Raw genomic sequence first — 19,097 nt, 5'->3', positions numbered from 1 at the left:
TTACTTGAGGTGCCGGCCGCCGTTCAATGGCAGGCAGCTTCCGGTGATATAGGGGTTGTCCATCAGATAGCGAATGGACTGGTAGACGACCTCCGGCCCGGGCTCCATGCCCAGCGCGGATTTGGCTAGCGCACGCTTGCGGTAGTCGGCATCGTCTTCGGGGTTGAACATGATCAGCGCCGGTGCGATGGCGTTGACCTTGATCTGGGGTGCCAGCCGCGCGGCGAAGGAGCGCGACAGCGCCTCAAGCCCGGCTTTGCTCGCGCAGTAGCCGATATGCTTGGCGCTGCCCTTGCGGGTGACGTCATCGGTGAGGTGGATGATGTCGGCCGGTGCGCCAGCGGGGAACAGCTCACGGCACTGCTGGTTGATCAGGTAGGGCGCCTGCATGTGCACCATGAACATCTGCTGCAGAGCGTCGGCACCGGCGGCATCGTCCAGCCACAATGAGGCGTTGTGGATGATCGCCCGCAACGCCGGTGCGCGTTCTTTCAGGTCGTCGATGAACTGTGTGATGCCCGGCACGGTCGAAAAATCGGCCAGCATCGGCACGATGCCCGGTGCCAGCGGGTGCTGCTGCCACTCATCGCGCAGACGCCGGCAGGTGATAAGTACCTGAAAACCGTCGGCAGCCAGGCGCTCGGCGCAGTACAATCCGACGCGCTGCGCACCGCCGGTGATGACGATGGTAGACCCATTCAGGTTGCTGTGCGGTGTGTCTTGCCTGACTGCCTGCATGCTGTGAGTCGCTGGAATGCCGTCGGTTGTGAATAAAAAGGGCGCAATGGTAGCACGCCGAGCCGCGCTCGCTGTCGCCACTAATGTATAACATTGTTGTACACTGTACAGGTTTTTAGTGTTGGCTACGGCCTGCTATGGATCCCGATCATGAACCAGACTCCTGAAGCGGCGCGTCAGACGCTGTACCCCATTCGCGAGGTGTCGCGCCTGACCGGCGTGAACCCGATCACCCTGCGCGCCTGGGAGCGGCGCTACGGGCTGTTGGTCCCGCATCGTACCGATGGCGGTCACCGCCTGTACTCGTTGCAGGATATCGAGCGTGTGCGCAGCGTTACCCAGTGGATTGCGCGTGGTGTCCCGGTCAGCAAGGTGGCCGGCATTCTGGATCGGGGGGACGTCGACGAGGCACAGGCGCCGCTGGATGATGGCGCCTTCTCACGCTACGACTTCTGGCAACAGCGATTGGATCAGGCGCTGTTGCAGGGCGATCCGCTGTTGCTGGAGCGGCTGTATGCGCAGTTGCTGACGGAAGTCCCGCTGGTGACTGCCCTGGTGTCTGTGCTGCGGCCGCTGCACCGCCGTCAGATTGGCGGGTCGGCATCCGCTGCACTGCTCGACAGTTTCCTGCGAGGGCGCCTGGCGCAGCGAGCGGGCTACCTGGAGCCAGGACACGTGACCCTGCTGCTGGTCAATCTGCAGGGGCGTGAGGCCGAGCTCGACATGCTGATGGTGGCCGTGCTGCTGCGTGAGATCGGCGTCAATCTGCTGCTGCTCGGCGACGCACCTGATGTGGGCAGCCTGCTGCCGCTGGTCGAGCACAGCACCACGGCGGCGGTGGTGCTGTTCAGTGATCAGGCGCTGGACCGGCGTCTGCTGAGCCAGTCCTTGCCGCGCCTGAATCAGGGGGTGGCCTGTCCGGTCGCCATGGCCGGTAGTTGCTGCGCGCTGCAGGATGAGGAACTTGCGGCGCTGGGAATTTCACGACTTGGCGAGGTCGGCCAGGCCCTGATGGACCGGGCTCGTCAGTTGCTGGCGGGTCGCTTCGACGCTTGAGCGTTAAGTGCTAGTTTGGCGTCTGAGCGTTGCGCAGCTCGGTCAGCTCTTCTTCCAATGCCAGCGCCCGCTGGCGCGCTTCCACCTCGGCAGTGACATCCTTTTGAATGCCAATGAAGTACGTCAGCTGGTCAGCGTCGTTGAGCACCGGGGTGACTGACAGTTCGTTCCAGAACAGGCTGCCGTCCTTGCGGTAGTTGCGCAGGGTTACCCGGCACGGCTGGTGCGCCTTGATGGCGTCGCGCAGTTGCTGAAGGGCTTCCTGGTCGCGGTCGTCAGCCTGCAAAAAGCGGCAATCCTGGTAGAGGATTTCATCGGCGCAGTAGCCGGTCAGTGCCTCGAATGCCGGGTTGACGTAAATGAGGATGTTGTCGTCGCCTTCTTGTTCGGCGACTACGATGCCGTCGTTGGATGCGTTGACGACGAGTTGCAGCAGCTTGGCGTTGATCATTCGACACCCGCGTAATGGATTCTGGCCACATTTTATAGCAGCGTCGTCTGCTGTCCAGCTATGAGGCGACCTGAACCCTTGCCTTGCGGCATAATGGCCGGCCAGTTCAATAACAGCGGGAGTAGGCATGCATCTGGTGATCATCAGTGGGTCAGTATTCGGTACAGCGGACCTGGTGGCAGACGAAGCGCAGGGGATGTGTCAGGCAGCGGGCCTGACGGTGAGCCGCCTGCGCCCGCTGGAGCTGGACGCGTTGCTGGCGTTGGCGCCTGAAGCGCTGCTGGTGTGCTGCTCGACCACCGGCATGGGTGAGTTGCCTGACAGTCTGGCGCCGCTGTTTCACTCCATGCGCGACCGTTTTCCGCTGTTTACCGGTGTGCCTTTCGGGGTGATTGCGTTGGGCGATTCAGCTTACGGCGATACCTTCTGTCAGGGCGGAGAGCAGATGCGCGAGCTGCTGCTGGAGCTGCAGGGTAGCGAGGCGCTGCCGATGTTGCGCCTCGACGCCAGTGAAACTGTTACCCCGGACACCGACGCTGAGCCCTGGTTGCAGGACTTTATTGCTGCCTTGCGCGGCTAGGGCGCTATCCGGGTTCCTCGTGGCAAGGGGGCGCCGCTGGCCAGTTGCGTCAGGGCGTCCTCGTCCAGCAGCAGAATCTGGCCATACTGAATCTGCAGCCAGCCCAGAGCTTCCAGTTGTTTCAACAGTTTGTTGATGCTCTGACGCGAGCTGTTGAGCATTTGACCGAGCGATTCCTGCGATAGCTGGACACAGGGCCGACGTCCGTCGTCGTCAGTCTGCCCGTAGTTGTGGGCATGCATCAGCAGGCGCTTGGCCAGGCGAGAGGACAGCGGTAGCAGGGCACTGTCTTCGAGCATGGCGAACGAGATACGTATGCGCCGGCACAGCAGGCGCATGAACAGCGGATACAGCTCGGGACGGCGCTCCAGCATCTGGTGAAAGCCGGTGCGGGGGATCATCAGCAACTCGGTCGGTCCACTGGCGACGGTGTCATGGGAGCGCGGCAAGCCGTCGAACAGCGATATCTCACCAAACCAGCTGCCGGGGCTGAGGATCGCCAGTACCGCCTCGCGTCCGTCCTGACCAATATTGCTGATGCGCGCGCTACCGCTGATGACGCCATACAGGCCGTCTGGCTGGTCATCCTTGGCGTAGACAAACTCGCCATCCTGCAGTGCGCGCACGCGCCCAAGGGCCAGCAGCTCATCGAGCACATCCTGTGGCAGCTCGCCAAACCAGCGGTTCTTCTGCAGCAGTTTGGCCAGCATCGGGCTGTTGCCCATGTCGGACACTGTAATTTGTTTGACAGTCCGCTTTGCCGTCACGGTCTAGACTCCCCTCATACCGAACGCCCCACAGTATGCCGCAGCGCAGTGGGGATGTCCTGTAGCGTCAGCAGACCCTTTGGGTCAATTACATTATTCCAACAATAGAGGGTTACCCCGATGAACGCAGTGCATTCGCTGTCCGAGATCAGCCTGAAAAACAAGGTCAGTGCCGAAGAGTGGAAAGTCCGTGTCGAACTGGCGGCTTCCTATCGGTTGATTGCAATGTATGGTTGGGACGATCTGGTGTTTACCCACATCTCTGCGAAGATCCCGGGCACCGAGCACTTTCTGATCAACCCCTACGGGCTGATGTTTGAAGAGGTGACCGCGTCCAACCTGGTCAAGATCGACCTGCAAGGCAACAAGGTTGAAGAGTCCCCCTATGACGTCAACCCCGCTGGCTTCACCATTCACAGCGCCATTCACGAAGTGCGTCATGACGCCAACTGTGTGATGCACACCCACACCGCCGCCGGTATCGCGGTATCCACCCAGAAAGACGGCATTCTGCCGATTTCCCAGCAGTCCATCTTTGTCCTCAGCAGCCTGGCCTACCACGACTACGAAGGCGTCGCGCTGAACGAAGAGGAGAAGCCGCGCCTGCAGGCCGATCTGGGCCGTGCCAACAACCTGGTACTGCGCAACCATGGCTTGCTGACCTGTGGCAAGTCGGTGGCGGAAGCCTTCCTGACCATGTATACGCTGCAGCGTTGCTGTGAAATCCAGGTCCGTGCGCAGGCGCAGAACGCGGAGCTGATCCCGATTCCGCAAGCGGTGCTCGACGGCGCAGCTGCGAGCATGAAAAAGGCAACCAACGGTGCCGGTGCCGGTATCGCCTGGCCGGCACTGCTGCGCAAGCTGGATCGGGTGAATCCGGGTTACGACGCCTGAATCATGGCTGATACCGGCAACCCCCTGGACGACTGGGTCGCCCAGGGGCGGGTTTTCAGTTACCGCGGCCACCAGATTCGCTGGTGGGAGGCAGGGGCGGGCGAACCGCTTCTGCTGATTCACGGCTTTCCCTCTGGCTCCTGGGATTGGCACTACATTTGGCAGGCGCTGGCCGAACGTTACCGGGTCATTGCGCTGGACATGATTGGCTTCGCGTTTTCCGACAAGCCCAGGCACTACCCCTACAACCTGTTGGATCAGGCCGATCTGCAGCAGGCACTGATGAGCGATCTGCAAGTTTCCGATTATCACCTACTGGCACATGACTACGGTGACAGCGTGGCTCAGGAGCTGCTTGCGCGGCACCAGCAGGGGCCGGGTTTTTTGCGCTCGGTATGTTTTTTGAACGGTGGTCTGTTTCCCGAGACCCATCATCCGGTACTGCTGCAGAAACTGTTGATGAGTCCGATCGGCGCGTTGATCGGCAGGCGCTACAGTCGAGAGCGCATGGCGCGTACTTTCGGTGCTGTTTTTGGGCCGCAGACCCAGCCCAGTGAGGAGGAACTGGATGCCTTCTGGCGCATGATCGAGTTCAATCAGGGGCCCAGAATCATGCATTTGCTGATTCGCTATATGGCCGATCGCCGGGTGCATCGGGATCGCTGGGTCAGTGCCATGCAGCAGACGCGCTTGCCCATGCGGGTAATCGACGGCGCCGTTGACCCGGTGTCGGGTGCGCACATGGTCGAGCGCTATCGGCAGTTGATCCCCAATCCGGATACGGTGCTTTTGCCTCAGATTGGCCACTATCCCCAGGTAGAGGCGCCAGAGCAGGTGTTGGAGCACTATCTGGCGTTTCGTGATCAGCAGGCAAATGACACGGCGGACACCCCGGCCTGAGCCGGGGTTGGGGGTCTTTCTGCGCGTTTACGCCTGCTCGTCGCGCAGAAAGACCAGCTGGTTATCGCTGCTGGAGGCTGCGTCAAAGCGATATCCGTCCAGATTGAAGTCTTTCAGCCCTTCCGGGTCCTGCAGTCTTTCCTTGATCACGTAGCGCGCCATTAGCCCACGCGCCTTCTTGGCGTAGAAGCTGATGATCTTGTACTGCCCGTTTTTCCGGTCCTTGAACACGGTATCGATAACTCGGGCGTTGAGCGCCTTGGGTTTGACGGCGCCGAAGTATTCCTGTGACGCCAGGTTGAGCAGTACCTGATCGCCCTGGGCGGCAAGGTCGTCGTTCAGCCACTGGCTGATCCGCTCACCCCAGAAGGTGTACAGATCCTTGCCGCGAGGGTTGCTCAGTTTGGTACCCATTTCCAGACGATAGGGCTGCATCAGGTCCAGCGGGCGCAGCAGGCCGTACAGGCCCGACAGCATGCGCAGGTGCTGCTGGGCAAAGGCAAAGTCGTCGGCATTGAAGTCTTCTGCATTCAAGCCCGTGTACACATCGCCCTTGAACGCCAGCAACGCCTGCTTGGCGTTCTGTGGCGTACTCTCGCGCTCCCAGCTGCCGTAGCGCGCGACGTTGAGACTGGCGAGCTTGTCCGACAGCGACATCAGCTTGGCAATCTCCTGCGGCGATTTTTCACGCAGCACCTCGATCAGTTCGACGCTGTGCTCTACAAAGCGCGGCTGGGTGCTTTGCTCGATCACCGGCGGGGTGTCGTAATCAAGGGTCTTGGCGGGGGAAATCACCATCAGCATGGGCGTACTCCTGTCAGCGTGGAGCGCGCATTATGACGGAAACCAGCGGCGGGAGGGGTAATGGGTTGGATAGACAGGGGCTATCGGGCTTCGCCGCTTTGCGGCTTCGCAGCTGCAAGCTACAAGCGAAACGGGGATGTGCTATCGGCTGCTTTGAGGCTGCTCGTTTTATGGAAAACCCGCGCGATCTGGCATCACGCGGGTTTTTCTTGCAGCTTGCAGTTGCCGGCCAAAGGCCGGCCGGTTAGAGGTGCGTTTCTGCGTATTCAGCCAGTGCCGAGCGCGGTACGCCCTGCAGGTGGATGTGTACGCCGTGGGGAAAGTCTTTGAAGCATTCGGTCAGATAGGTCAGGCCTGAGCTTGTGGCGTTCAGGTAAGGGGTATCGATCTGCGCGAGGTTGCCCAGGCAGATCACCTTTGAGCCGTTGCCGGCGCGGGTGATGATGGTCTTGATCTGGTGCGGGGTCAGGTTCTGGCTTTCATCGATCAGGATGAAGCTCTGCTGGAAGCTGCGGCCACGGATGTAGTTCAGGGATTTGAACTGCAGCGGAACGCGGTCGAGGATGTACTCCACGCTGCCGTGGGTGCTCTCGTCATCCATGTGCAGGGCTTCCAGGTTGTCGGTGATCGCGCCGAGCCAGGGCTCCATCTTCTCCTTTTCGGTACCGGGCAAAAAGCCGATGTCTTCGTCCAGCCCCTGGGTGCTGCGGGTGGCGATAATCCGACGGTAGGTTTTGCTGACCATGGTCTGCTCGATGGCGGCGGCCAGCGCCAGAATGGTTTTGCCCGAGCCGGCGGCGCCGGTCAGGTTGACCAGGTGGATGTCCGGGTCCATCAGGGCGTACATGGCCAGTGCCTGGAAGACGTCGCGCGGGCGCAACCCCCAGCACTCCTGATGCAGCATGGGTTCCTGGTGCAGGTCGCGGATGGTCAGGTTGCTGCCGTCGATACCTTTGACCCAGCCGATAAAGCCCTGATCGTCGATGATGAAGTCGTTCAGGTGCAACGCCGGCAGGTTATCGGTCAGCTGCACTTCGTGCACGGTCTGGCCGGTCAGCTGACGGGTTTCGACCTTGGCCACCCGCTCCCAGAACGAGCCTTCGATTTCGTGGTAACCACGGGCCAGCAGGGAAATATCGTCCAGCAACTGGTCGGTGTGGTAGTCCTCGGCGTCGATCCCGCAGGCGCGCGCTTTCAGGCGCATGTTGATGTCCTTGGACACCAGCACGATGCGGCCGTCGGGGTAGCGTGACTGCAGTTGGCAGAGCTGGTTGATGATCTTGTTGTCGTTGAGGTCGTTGGGCAGGCAGTGAGCGGGGATGGGGGCCTTGTCCATGAGAATGGCGAGGGTGCCGTTGGGACCGAGCTTGCCACGCTCGATGGGCACGCCCTGTTCTACCTGATCGGGTGGTGCGTCACCGAGGGTCTTGTCGATCAGCCGGATGGCCTGACGACAGTCTGCTGCGGTGCTGGATTTGCCGGATTTTAGCTTGTCGAGTTCTTCCAGAACGGTCATCGGAATGATGACGTGGTGCTCTTCAAAGTTGAGCAGGGCGTTGGGGTCGTGAATCAGGACGTTGGTATCAAGGACGTAGAAGGTGTGCTCGGTCGGTCCGCACGCTTCCATATGCTGTACCTCGCAGTGCCGGTGACGCGACTGTATCAGGCAGCATTGGCTGCGCCTGGCAGTCCACTGGACCGGCTCGCAGCACCGTCGGGTATCAAGGGATCACCCCACAGCGTGGGCCGGTTGTTCGACGTATAACGTAAACAGAATGACCTTCACAAGCGTGAAAAACCGCTGAGGCAAAAAAAGCCTGAAATTGACCAAAGGGGCTGGGCAGGGGGTAAAAAGGCAGGATATAGTCATTGGCCCGGTCACTGAAAAGTGGCCGTTTTTTTTGCCTGAATGGTCAGGTTTTCTAGCTGCGGGTAGTGCCGATGCTATGCGTAGGGACGCGACATGTCGCGTCCGCAAAGGGGGCATGCGGACACAGCATGCTGTGTCCCTACGGCTGGGTCAGTGACGCCCTTGGGGACGACCGCCACCACGGCGGCTGTTGCTGCCCGCGGAGCGGCGGCGGGCGGCAGCGGCTGCTGCGGCCTGTTCGGCTTCATTGGCGTCGGTGGCGGCCTTTTCCTCGGCGCTCTGCTGGCGCTTGGGCACCGGCTTGAGGAAACGTTCCTCCGGCGGAATGCACTCCAGCTTGTTGCCCAGCAGTTCCTCAATAGGCGGCACCTGAAAGGCGTCGTCTTCACCCGCGAGGCTGATGGATGTGCCCTTGGCGCCGGCGCGGCCGGTGCGGCCGATGCGGTGTACGTAGTCTTCCGGGTCTTCCGGCAGGGTGTAGTTCACCACGTGGCTGATGCCGTCGATATGGATGCCGCGTCCGGCGACATCAGTCGCGACCAGCACCTGCAGCTTGCCGCTCTTGAAGTTTTCCAAGGTACGTACGCGCTTTTGCTGGGGCACGTCGCCGGACAGCTGCGCGGCGTTGATGCCGTCGCGCATCAGGCGCTCCTGTACGCGGCGCACTTCGTCCTTGCGGTTGGCGAAGACCATGACGCGGTCGAGTTCCAGCTGGGTGACCAGGTTGTAGAGCACCTTGTACTTGTCGGCGCTGCTGACGGCGTAGACCTTCTGGGTGACGTTCTCGGAGGCCGGGCGCTCGGGCTCGATCTCGACCACGGCCGGGTTCTCTGTCCATTGGCGCGCCAGGTTCATCACGTCGTCGCTGAAGGTGGCGGAGAACAGCAGCGTCTGGCGGTCGCCCTTGCGCGGGGTTTGGCGGATGATCTGGCGTACCTGCGGAATAAAGCCCATGTCGAGCATGCGGTCGGCTTCGTCCAGCACCAGCACTTCCAGCAGATCCAGATGCACTTCGTCGCGGTTGCAGAAGTCCAGCAGGCGGCCGGGGGTGGCGACCAGAATGTCGCAGTAGCGCTGTTCGAGCTGCTTGAGCTGCTTGTCCAGGTCCATGCCGCCGACGAAGGTCATGACGTTCAGCGGACAGTGTTTGGTGAGCCCTTCGGCGTCACTGGCAATCTGCATCACCAGTTCACGCGTGGGCGCGATGATCAGCGCGCGTGGCTCACCCATGAAGCGCTCATCCGGCGGCGGTGTTTCCAGCAGCTGGGTGATGGTGGAGACCAGGAAGGCAGCGGTCTTGCCGGTGCCGGTCTGGGCGCGGCCGATGGCGTCGTGCCCGCGCAGGGTGCTGCCCAGCACAGCGGCCTGAATCGGTGTGCAGTAGCTGAAGCCCTGATCCTGAATAGCGCGCATCAGGCTGTCTGGCAGCGGAAAGTCGTGAAAGCGGCTCTTGCCCTCGGCAGGGGGCACCTGAAAGTCGTTGATGCTCCAGGGCTTGGCTGGCACTGGCGCTGGCTTGGGCTTGGCCGGTCGCTGGCGCTCTGTCTGGCGCGGCTTGCGGGCCTGGGTTGGTGCATGGTCCGGCTTTGCCGCAGCGCTGGCGGGGGCCTGACGGGGTGTCTGCTCGACCGGCTTCTGGGCCGGTTCTTCTGGTTTGCTGATCAGCTTTTTCAGTGCTTTGAGCACAGGCATGTCTCGACTACATGGAAATTGAAGATCAGGCAGTGTAATGCAAGGCCGTGCGATAGCGAAGCCTTGCGGTTGTTTTTTGAACAGCAGGGGCCGGGGTGTGCCGTGCTGCCGCGCTTAGAGCCCCAGTCGTTCGACCAGCCATTGGCGAATGTCGGCGATCTCCGGCATGCAGACCTCGTGCGCCATCGCATACTCATGCCAGCGGGTCTGGTGCCCGGCGGCCTGCATCAGATCATGCGCCTGCCGGCCCATGCTCAGTGGCAGCACCTCGTCAAAGCGGCCATGGGCATGGAACACGGACAGCGGTTGCAGTACCGGATGGTCTTGCAGCAGTTTGTCCAGATCTGGACCGTAGGTCGACAGCGCCATGACGCCAGCCAGTGGCAATTGGCTGCTGACCGCAGTGCACAGCACGACCGCACCGCCCTGGGAGAACCCGGCCAATACGATATTCTCCAGCGCGATGCCCTGGGCGCATTGCTCATCAATCAGCTGGCGTACCAGGGCGATGGACTCATCCAGCTGCGCCTGATTGATGGCGCGGGCGGGCGACACGCCGAGGATGTCGTACCAGCTGGGCATCGGGAAGCCGCCGTTGATGGTGACCGGGCGGGTTGGTGCCTGCGGAAAGATAAAGCGAATGCCGTGGTTGTCCGGCAGCTGCAACGCCTCGACGACGGGGACAAAGTCGTAGCAGTCGGCGCCAAGGCCGTGCAGCCAGATGACGGCGCGACTGGCGGGGCTGACGGGTTCGATGATATGCGGCGACATGGGAACTCCTTGGGCGTCGGTCAAAGCGGCCAGTTTAACCGCTGGGCCTGCTCCAGTACCACGCAATCACCAGCAGCGTGCTGCCCAGGGCAAGCCAGGACAGCAGGTCCAGCAGGCCGTCACCGATCAGCGCGGCTACCAGGCCAATCATGCTGAGTACCGCCAGCAGCAGGGGGGCGCGAAAAACCTGCCAGAGCGTTCGGGGCGAGCGGCTCATGGTTGCGCCTCCTGTCCGCCGTTGTTGATCTCCTCTACCCGTCGGGCGGCGCTAGTGCGACGCCCCAGCCACAGATAAAGGCCGGAGATCAGGACCACAATAGTGATGATATCCAGCAGTGCCCAAATGACTTTCAGCGGCATGCCGCCGTAATCGCCAAAGTGCAGCGGCTGCGATAGCAGCAGGGTCTGCACGTACCAGGGCAGGGCTTCAGGCTCAAGCGCGTGGCCGGCACTGGCGTCCACCAACACCGGTTGCAGCAGTCTGGAGGTTAACGGGGTATCGCCGCGAAAGAACACGCCGTAGTGGTGCGGGCTGCTGAACTGGCTGCCGGGCCAGGCTATCAGGCTCAGGTGCATGCCTTCAGCGCTGGCGCTGGCAGTATCCAACGCCTGTTGTACCGAGCCGATCTGCTCTGGTGCCGGGCGCTCGGCGTAGTCGGCGGTCATTGCCGCCAGCTGGCCCTGCTGCCATAGCCCGACAACGATTGGACTGAGCGTGTTGATTGCGCCGGTCAGCCCTACGACCAATGCCCAGACCAGCGTGACCACGCCAAGCAGATTGTGCAGGTCGAGCCACTGCAGGCGGCTGCTGTGCTCACGGCGCACGGTGCCAAAGTCCAGTTTGCGCATGAAGGGAGCGTAGAGCACCACGCCGGAGATAATAGCGACAACAAACAGCAGCCCCATGAATCCCAGAAACAGCATGCCGGGCAGGCCGGCGAACAGGTCTACGTGCAGCTTGAACATGATGTACAGAAAGCCGCCGGGCGGGCCGGGCTCGTCCAGCAGGTCGCCGGTCCGAGAGTCCAGCACCAGCGTGCGGGCCTCCTCGGCCTTGGCGTCTTGAGTTGGCGCCAGGGACACAAAGGTTTGAAGCGGGTGGTCTTCGTCGTCCCAGAACATGAAGCGAATAACATCGCCTGGACGGGCGCTGAGCGCGCGCTCGCTGAGCACATCAAGGCTGGCCATCGGGGTGTCGGCTGGCATGGCCGGGGCCTCGACCTCATCTTCCAGCAAATGCTCCAGCTCATGATGAAAGATCAGCGGCAGCCCGGTAATGCACAGCATCAACAGGAAGAGGGTACAGACCAGGCTGCTCCACTTGTGGATCAGAAACCAGAGTTTGACGTTCATGAGTGGCGCGCCAGCGTCCTTTGTAAATGAAAATTCGTCGTATTCTGTTTCAGTGTTTGGGTCAGTGCAACCGCTGCACCGCGAGGCCGCGGTGCTTTGGGGAGCTCAGGCGCGGGACATGAACTTGCCGGACTCGGTGTTGATACGCAGCACCTCGCCGGCTTCCAGATACTCGGGGATCTGGATTTCCAGGCCGGTGGCAAAGCGCGCGGTCTTGGTGCGCGCGCTGGCGGACGAGCCCTTGATTGCGGGTGGGGTTTGTTCGATGGCCATTTCCACCACTGCCGGCAGCTCGATGCCGACCAGGTTGCCTTCGACCAGCAGGCCGTACAGGCCCTCGATGCCGTCGTGCAGGTAAGGCAACTGATCTTCCAGTTGGTCGGCGGTCAGGGTGAACTGGGCGAAGTCTTCGCTATCCATAAAGGTGTAGCCGTCGGCGTCCAGATAGAGGAATTGCACCGGGCGCTTCTGGAAGTCGATAAAGCTCAGCACGTCGTCGCCGGTAAAGCTCTGGTCGAGCTTCTGCTTGGTCTGCACGTGATTGAAACGTACCTTGTACAGCGTGGTGCCGCTGCGCGAGGACGGGCTTTTGACCTCGATCTGGCCAACGATATACGGCTGGCTGTTGAGCTGAACGATATGGCCTTTTTTCAGGTCCGCGGCTTTGGGCATGGCAGCACTCTCAGGGTTGCAGAGGCGCTATTCTGCCCGGCGCTGCGACGCGCCGGCAAGCGCCGGCTGGCGCTGCTCAGCGCGGTGACAGGTCGTCTGCACCACCGGCGCCGTCACCCTGGTCACCGGGGGTAATCGGGTCTTGCGCGGCCGCCGGGCGCGCCGGTTCGGCAGCGACGCTGGCGCTGCCTTTTTCGTCAATGCGATAGCTTTGCACCAGTTTCTCCAGCCCCTTGCTGCTGCGCAGGTTGACGTCCAGCTGACGGAAGGCGATTTCGATGCCGTTTTCCTTGAACAGGCGGTCAATCTCGCGGTTGATCTCGTCAATCGCCAGGTTGCGGTCCACCAGTTCCTTGACGTGAATGCGCAGCTCGTGGTCAAGGGTGCTCTCGGCGAAGTTGAGGAAGAACACCAGCGGTTCCGGATCTTTGAGCACGCGGGGGTTGTTCTGGGCAATCTGCATCAACAGCTTGCGCACCAAGGCGACATCCGAGCCGTAGGCAACGCCGACCTTGATGATGACCCGGGTAATGGTGTCCTGCAGCGACCAGTTGATGATCTGCTCGGTCACGAAGTTCTTGTTCGGGACGATGATTTCCTTGCGGTCAAAGTCGGTGATAGTGGTCGCGCGAATGCGGATGCGGTTGATGGTGCCCGACAGCGGGCCAATGGTGACCACATCGCCAATACGCACCGGTCGCTCGAACAGAATGATCAGGCCGGAGATGAAGTTGGCAAAGATTTCCTGCAAGCCAAAACCCAGACCAACACCGAGCGCGGCGACCAGCCACTGCAGCTTGTCCCAGCTGACGCCGAGGGTCGACAGTGACGACACCAGGCCAAAGCCGACGATCACGTAGCTGAGCAGAGTGGTGATGGCATAGCTGCTGCCCTGGCGCAGCTCCAGACGCGAGAGCACCAGTATTTCCAGCAGGCCCGGCAGGTTGCGAGCCAGCGTCAGGGTCAGAATGACCGTAACCAGGGCGCCAAGGATGTCGCCGACGCTGATGGGCACCGCCTCGCCGGCATTCAGCCCGGAGCCTTCGTAGTGCCAGAGGGTGACCGACTCCAGATAGGAGGTGGCGCTGATCAGGTCGGCCCAGGTGAAATAGAGCGCGATGGCAAACAGGATCAGCAGCGTCAGCTTGGCCAGGCGCAGGGACTGCTGGTTGATCTGCTGCAGGTTCATTTCCGGAATCTCGACCGCCACCTCGGTCTCCTGCTGGCCCTCGCGCGCCTGAGCCGCTTCGCGTTTGGCCACGGCGCGCTGATACGCCAGGCGCCGACCGGCAACGTTGAGGTTACGTACCACGGTGCCTTCCACCAGCATCCACAGCACGATCAGATACAGACTGTCGATAAAGCGCTCGGCCAGTTTGACGGCGGTGTAGTGGTAGCCCCAGAGCGTCAGGCCCGCCAGCGCCAGCGGGGTGAGAATAAGCAGCGCACTGGCCAGGTAGTGAACAATGCGCGAGCTGTACAGCGGCTCGCTGCGCAGCATGAAGCGGCCGAGCAAAAAGGCCAGTGCGGCCATGCCAACCAGCATGCCCGAGCGCCCCAGTGCGTCACTGCCGACATACTCCGGCATACTGCCGTGCAGGCCCAGCACCAGCACCAGTGGCAACAGTACCCAGGCCAGATTGCGTACCAGCCGGCGCAGGCGCTGGACCAGATCGGCGTCCCAGTGGAAGTGGCGCGTTGCGATGCCGCGTGGGTCAAACACCCGGTACATCAGATGCAGGGCAAACCAGGCCAGTGACAGGTTGAACAGGGCACCGCTGAGGATGGGCATGCCGCGTTCGTTGTCGAGCTGGATGACCAGCCCGATGGCGGCCAGCAGCACTGGCACGTTGCATACCCGAATAGCCGTCAGCAGTAACGCCAGCGGGGTATGCCAGGGCGTGTCACGGCGAAAATGCCCGACCTCGTCGTGCAGGGTGTTGATGCGCCGCAGCAGCATGGGCCGGCGCCACAGGTGGATCGCTAGCGCGACCAGCCCGATCAGACACCAGACCAAGTGGTTCTTCAGGTTGCTCAGCAGGTTACGGGCCTGTTGAGGCAGGTCCAGCCGATTGAACTGATTGGCAGCGTTTGCCGGCAGCTCCAACAGCCAGGCCTTGTCTATCGGGCGGCTGCTGGCAACCCAGAACAGTTGATCGTCGATGGTACGGCGCAGGTCACTGCTCAGTTGCTGCAGCTGGCGCTGGTTTATCTGCAGGGTGATGCCCAGATTGATCAGCGTATTGATGTTGTTGTTCAACTGCTCGACCAGGTTGACCCGCGCGTTGACCATCTGCTCCAGTGCCGGGCGCAGGGTGTCGCGTTGACGTACCGGCAGTTTCAGCAGCAAGTCGTTGAGGTAGGCGTCAGGGTTGGCAAGGCTTTGGATGAGCTGGTTCAGTTCAAACTGACGCAACCGCAGGTCGGCAATCTGATCGGCCAGATTCTTGTCCGTCTCTACCCGGGGCAGCTCACTTTTCTGCTGGTGCAGAATACGTGACAGCAGCAGGCTGCCTTCGAGTACTTCAATCTGCTGTTCCAGCGCCTTGTCGATTTGGGTCAGGTGCTCGGTCTGCTGTTTGGTCTCGATATTGTCGCGCGTCAGAATGCCGATCTGACGGGTGGCATCGAGCAGCTCCTCGCTCAACTGGCGGTTGATGCTGCTCTGGGCCTGCAGCACCTTGTTCTGCCCCAGCTCCTCGGGCAGGGTGGCCTCGCTGACCGTCTTCTCCGAGGCGGATTGGCGTTTTTCGTTGACGACGCTTTGCAGCAGGCGTATCTCGTCCTCAATCCGCCGAATCTGTAGGTTCAGCAGGTTCTTTTGCTGGCTGGCCAGATCCTGCAGTGCGCTGTTGCCTGCCAGGCGCTGGCGCATCAGTTCGCTGTCCGCCGTCAGATAGTCGAGCTCGGCCTGTAGCAGGTCGATGCGCGCGCGGGTCACCTGGCTGGGGGATTGGCGTTGCAGACTGCGCAGTTGCTCGTTCAGCTGCTGGGTGCGCCGCTGGTTTTCCGAGACGTTGGCCTGGGTGCGTTCGGGGCGGGTCTGCGCGGAGATGAGCTGGCCGTTAACGGCGGTCAGCTCGTTTTGCCAGGTAAACATCTGACTGACCTGCTCGCTCAGTCGGGTTTCCAGCTGGCCCAGTTCCTGACGTTCCAGCTGCTCACGGCTGGCATTGCCGTCGGCCTTGGACAGGCGGTTGAACTCGGCGCGAATGGATTGCGTTTGCCGCGGCGCATCGGCCAGTTGTTCCTGCAGGGCGGCTTGCTCCTGCACGGTCTGCTGGGTCTGACGGGCGAAACTCAGGGTGTTTTGGTAGGTTTCACTGAGTTCGCGCTTTTCTGCCTCCGGCAGACTGCTGTTGTTGACGCTCTCGATGTTGGCGTTGATCTCCTCAATGCGCTTGTCGAGCTCGTCTGCTGAGGGTGTCTGCTGGGCCAGCGCCCAGGAGGACAACAGCAGCCAGCACAACAGCACGGAAAAACGCAGCATAAGGGGGTTCCTGACAAGGTAGAGAAAGCGCAGTGCGTCAGCGCTTCCCAAGGTTAGCTGTCCCGGCGGGGATTGGAAAGCCGACCACATGGCCGGCCAGCGGTTCCATAAACGCAACAGGCCACCCGAAGGTGGCCTGTTGGGATGCCGCGAACGGCAGGGCGGTCACGCGCTGATCAGAACCAGCTGTCCTGCATGTCGAAGCAGGTCAGGTCGCGGCTTTCCAGCACGTCCAGATCATGGTGGCAGGACGGCACTTCCCAGCGCAGGAAGTAGCGGGCGGCCTGCAGTTTACCCTGATAGAACGCGGCGTCTGCGTCGTTGCCGCCGGCCAGACCCTGCTGAGCCTTGATCGCCTGCTCCAGCCAGCGCCAGCCGATCACCATGTGGCCGAACGCCTTGAGGTACAGCGCGGAGTTGGCCAGTGCTTCGTTAACCTTGCTCTGGCCCATATCACCCAGCAGTGCCAGGGTCACTTTGCCGATATGCGCGTGCAGTTTTTCCAGCGGCTCGCGCAGGTCATTCAGCTCGCTGTGCTCACCTGCGCGCTTGCAGCAGTCCTGGATCAGGCTGGACAGCTGCTTGAGCGCGGCGCCGCCGTTCATGGTCACCTTGCGGGCCAGCAGGTCGAGCGACTGGATGCCGTTGGTGCCCTCGTGGATCGGGTTCAGCCGGTTGTCGCGATAGAACTGCTCAACCGGGTACTCACGGGTATAGCCGTGGCCGCCGAGGATCTGGATCGCCAGTTCGTTGGCCTTGAGACAGTAGTCGGACGGCCAGGCCTTGACGATCGGAGTCAGCAGATCCAGCAGCTCGAGTGCGGTCTTGCGCTGCTCTTCGGTTTCCAGGGTTTCGGTGTCGTCGAACAGGCGAGAGGCGTACAGGCCCAGGTCAAAGGCGCCTTCAACGTAGGCTTTCTGTGCCAGCAGCATGCGCTTGACGTCGGCATGCTCGATGATCGATACCTGCGGCGCGCTCGGGTTCTTGCCGTCGGGCAGGCGACCCTGCGGGCGCTCGCGGGCGTAGTTCAGCGAGTACAGGTAACCGGCGTAGCCGAGCATCACCGCGCCCATGCCAACGCCGATGCGCGCTTCGTTCATCATCTGGAACATGTAGGACAGCCCTTGGTGCGGCTTGCCGACCAGATAGCCGACGCAGTTGTCCTTGTCGCCGAAGTTCAGCGCGGTGGACGTCGTGCCGCGCCAGCCCATCTTGTGGAACAGGCCAGCCAGGGTGACGTCGTTGCGCTCGCCCAGGCTGCCGTCGTCGTTGACCAGGAACTTGGGCACGATGAACAGCGAGATGCCTTTGACCCCGGGCGGTGCGTCGGGCAGCTTGGCAAGCACCATGTGCACGATGTTCTCGGACAGCGGGTGGTCGCCAGCGGAGATGAAAATCTTGTTGCCCTTCAGACGATAGCTGCCGTCACCGGCAGGCTCGGCCTTGGTGCGAATGTCGGACAGCGAGGAGCCCGCATGAGGCTCGGTCAGTGCCATGGTGCCGAAGAAACGGCCTTCGATCATTGGCTGCAGGTAGCGCTCTTTCTGCTCCTCGGTGCCGAAGCTCTCGATCAGATTGGCCGCGCCCATGGTCAGCATGGCGTAGGACGAGGTGCCGGCGTTGGCTGACTGGAAATGGGCGAAGCACGCTTGGGACAGCAGATTCGGCATCTGCATGCCGCCCTGCTCGAAGGTGCGGGTGGCGTTCAGAAAGCCCGCTTCGAGGAAGGCATCGACCGCCGGTTTGACCTCCGGGATCAGCTCGGCCGCGCCATTGACGTACTTCGGCTCGTTCTCGTCATTCTTGCGGTTGTGCGGTGCGAACAGTTTTTCGGCGATGGTACGGGCCGTGCCGATGGCCGCGTCAAAGGTTTCGCGGTTGTGATCGGCAAAGCGCGGGCGCTGGGTCAGCGCCTCGGCGTCCAGCACTTCGTAGAGTTCAAATGCCAGGTTACGTTGGTCAATCAGCAGTTCGGACATGTCGGTCACCTCAGAAGTCATCGCGGGGCAGTGTATTGAGTCATTTACAGTCAGGGAACGGCCATTGATGGGCTTGATAGGCGCAGATCAGAAGAGCCGAAGCGCCGGCTCATCCAATGCGGCGCGCTGCTCGCGCAGGGTCAGAATCTGGTCGGCCCAGTAGCGCTCCTGGGCAAACCAGGGGAAGTGCATCGGAAACGCCGGGTCGTCCCAGCGTCGAGCCAACCAGGCGCTGTAGTGCACCAGACGCAGGCTGCGCAGCGGCTCAACCTGAGCGAGTTCGGCCGGATTGAAGTCGTGGAACTCGTTGTAGCCGTCAATCAGTTCGGACAGCTGGGCCTGTCGCTGGTCGCGTTCCCCCGACAGCATCATCCATAGATCCTGCACCGCCGGCCCCATGCGGCAGTCATCCAGGTCGACCATATACAGGCTGTCGTCGCGCCACAGCAGGTTGCCGACGTGCAGGTCGCCGTGCAGGCGGATCTGCTTGGCCGGGTAGGCCTGCAGCCGTTCATTGACAACCTGCAGCAGATCTTCGGCAACGGAAAAATAGGCCGGCTGCAGGCTGCTGGGGACCACCTCTGCACTGCGCAGGAAGTCCACACTGTCGCGCCCGAAACTCTGCCAATCCAGCGTCGGGCGATGCTTGAACGGATGCATGGAACCGACCGCGTGCAGGCGGCCGACCAGGCGGCCGAGCATCAGCAGGTGGTCCGGGTCGTCCAGTTCGGGCGCATGGCCGCCAAAGCGACGGAACAGACTGAAACGAAAGCCGGCATGCTCGAACAGCGTTTGGCCGTCAATCTGCTCCGGTGCGATCACCGGAATATCCCGCTCGGCCAGCTCCAGACTGAAAGTGTGCTCCTCGATGATGGCGGCGGCGCTCCAGCGACCCGGGCGATAGAATTTGGCGATCAGCGGTTGAGCATCTTCGATGCCAACCTGGAATACCCGGTTTTCATAGCTATTCAGCGTCAGGATGCGGGCATCGGACAGATAGCCAAGCGACTCGACCGCGTCCAGCACGGTGTCGGGGGTGAGGGTGGAAAACGGGTGGCTGGACATGGTGGAGGCTCGATA

At 61.8% G+C, this 19,097-nt stretch carries 17 protein-coding genes; 4 read left to right on the top strand and 13 right to left on the bottom strand.

The genetic code is table 11. From position 1 onward, the window contains the following. Positions 1-738 carry a dihydromonapterin reductase gene (folM, locus tag ASB58_RS12475; RefSeq protein ID WP_118131076.1) on the bottom strand — a complete coding sequence of 246 codons (738 nt, stop codon included), beginning with the start codon at positions 736-738 and terminating at the stop codon, positions 1-3. 150 nt (positions 739-888) lie between these two features. On the opposite strand from folM, the gene ASB58_RS12470 reads away from it, so the two are divergent. Further along, positions 889-1,794: a MerR family transcriptional regulator gene (locus ASB58_RS12470; protein WP_118131075.1), complete on the top strand. Its 906-nt coding sequence runs from the start codon at positions 889-891 to the stop codon at positions 1,792-1,794. A 10-nt stretch (positions 1,795-1,804) separates the two neighbouring features. On the opposite strand, the gene ASB58_RS12465 is transcribed toward ASB58_RS12470, so the two are convergent. Further along, on the bottom strand, positions 1,805-2,245 hold the full coding sequence (locus tag ASB58_RS12465) for a PAS domain-containing protein (RefSeq protein ID WP_118131074.1): 441 nt from the start codon (positions 2,243-2,245) through the stop codon (positions 1,805-1,807). A 127-nt stretch (positions 2,246-2,372) separates the two neighbouring features. On the opposite strand from ASB58_RS12465, the gene ASB58_RS12460 reads away from it, so the two are divergent. Next, a complete protein-coding gene (locus ASB58_RS12460; RefSeq protein ID WP_118131073.1) occupies positions 2,373-2,825 on the top strand; it encodes a flavodoxin domain-containing protein in 453 nt (150 codons plus the stop codon). Here the strand turns inward: ASB58_RS12460 and ASB58_RS12455 are convergent. Continuing rightward, positions 2,822-3,550, bottom strand: a complete 729-nt coding sequence (locus ASB58_RS12455; protein ID WP_096003186.1) for a Crp/Fnr family transcriptional regulator — start codon at positions 3,548-3,550, stop codon at positions 2,822-2,824. The genes ASB58_RS12460 and ASB58_RS12455 overlap by 4 nt on opposite strands. 162 nt (positions 3,551-3,712) lie before the next feature. Here ASB58_RS12455 and ASB58_RS12450 point away from each other — a divergent pair, with 162 nt between their 5' ends. Beyond that, positions 3,713-4,486, top strand: coding sequence for a class II aldolase/adducin family protein (locus tag ASB58_RS12450; protein ID WP_118131072.1), 774 nt, complete (start codon positions 3,713-3,715; stop codon positions 4,484-4,486). A 3-nt stretch (positions 4,487-4,489) separates the two neighbouring features. Further along, positions 4,490-5,386, top strand: coding sequence for an alpha/beta fold hydrolase (locus ASB58_RS12445; protein ID WP_118131071.1), 897 nt, complete (start codon positions 4,490-4,492; stop codon positions 5,384-5,386). 27 nt (positions 5,387-5,413) lie between these two features. On the opposite strand, the gene yaaA is transcribed toward ASB58_RS12445, so the two are convergent. The 10 genes from yaaA to ASB58_RS12395 all read right to left on the bottom strand — a co-directional run bounded on the left by yaaA (position 5,414) and on the right by ASB58_RS12395 (position 19,082). Beyond that, on the bottom strand, positions 5,414-6,190 hold the full coding sequence (gene yaaA / locus ASB58_RS12440; protein ID WP_118131070.1) for a peroxide stress protein YaaA: 777 nt from the start codon (positions 6,188-6,190) through the stop codon (positions 5,414-5,416). Between the two features lie 244 nt (positions 6,191-6,434). Then, positions 6,435-7,817 (bottom strand): PhoH family protein, encoded by a 1,383-nt coding sequence (locus ASB58_RS12435; protein ID WP_118131069.1) that lies wholly within the window; start codon positions 7,815-7,817, stop codon positions 6,435-6,437. 393 nt (positions 7,818-8,210) lie between these two features. Then, entirely contained in the window at positions 8,211-9,746 is a 1,536-nt protein-coding gene (rhlB, locus tag ASB58_RS12430) for an ATP-dependent RNA helicase RhlB (RefSeq protein ID WP_235827296.1), read from the bottom strand. A 120-nt stretch (positions 9,747-9,866) separates the two neighbouring features. Then, positions 9,867-10,523 (bottom strand): alpha/beta hydrolase, encoded by a 657-nt coding sequence (locus ASB58_RS12425; RefSeq protein ID WP_118131067.1) that lies wholly within the window; start codon positions 10,521-10,523, stop codon positions 9,867-9,869. A 34-nt stretch (positions 10,524-10,557) separates the two neighbouring features. Further along, positions 10,558-10,740: a hypothetical protein gene (locus tag ASB58_RS12420; protein WP_096003179.1), complete on the bottom strand. Its 183-nt coding sequence runs from the start codon at positions 10,738-10,740 to the stop codon at positions 10,558-10,560. After that, the gene (locus ASB58_RS12415) at positions 10,737-11,876 is read right to left on the bottom strand and encodes a PepSY-associated TM helix domain-containing protein (protein ID WP_118131066.1); all 1,140 of its coding nucleotides are present in this window, start codon (positions 11,874-11,876) and stop codon (positions 10,737-10,739) included. The genes ASB58_RS12420 and ASB58_RS12415 overlap by 4 nt, the downstream gene beginning before the upstream one ends. 105 nt (positions 11,877-11,981) lie before the next feature. Continuing rightward, positions 11,982-12,548, bottom strand: a complete 567-nt coding sequence (gene efpL / locus ASB58_RS12410; protein WP_118131065.1) for an elongation factor P-like protein EfpL — start codon at positions 12,546-12,548, stop codon at positions 11,982-11,984. Between the two features lie 76 nt (positions 12,549-12,624). After that, positions 12,625-16,038 carry a mechanosensitive channel MscK gene (mscK, locus tag ASB58_RS12405; protein WP_181977928.1) on the bottom strand — a complete coding sequence of 1,138 codons (3,414 nt, stop codon included), beginning with the start codon at positions 16,036-16,038 and terminating at the stop codon, positions 12,625-12,627. Positions 16,039-16,214: 176 nt separating this feature from the next. Beyond that, positions 16,215-18,017: an acyl-CoA dehydrogenase gene (locus ASB58_RS12400; RefSeq protein WP_118131150.1), complete on the bottom strand. Its 1,803-nt coding sequence runs from the start codon at positions 18,015-18,017 to the stop codon at positions 16,215-16,217. Between the two features lie 87 nt (positions 18,018-18,104). Beyond that, positions 18,105-19,082 (bottom strand): SrkA family protein kinase, encoded by a 978-nt coding sequence (locus ASB58_RS12395; RefSeq protein WP_118131063.1) that lies wholly within the window; start codon positions 19,080-19,082, stop codon positions 18,105-18,107. Positions 19,083-19,097 lie beyond the last annotated feature (15 nt).

Source organism: Pseudomonas abyssi (genome assembly GCF_003444685.1).
Lineage (GTDB): Bacteria > Pseudomonadota > Gammaproteobacteria > Pseudomonadales > Pseudomonadaceae > Halopseudomonas > Halopseudomonas abyssi.
The sequence above is the reverse complement of the archived record's forward strand: the minus strand, read 5'-3'. Positions and strand labels throughout refer to the sequence as shown.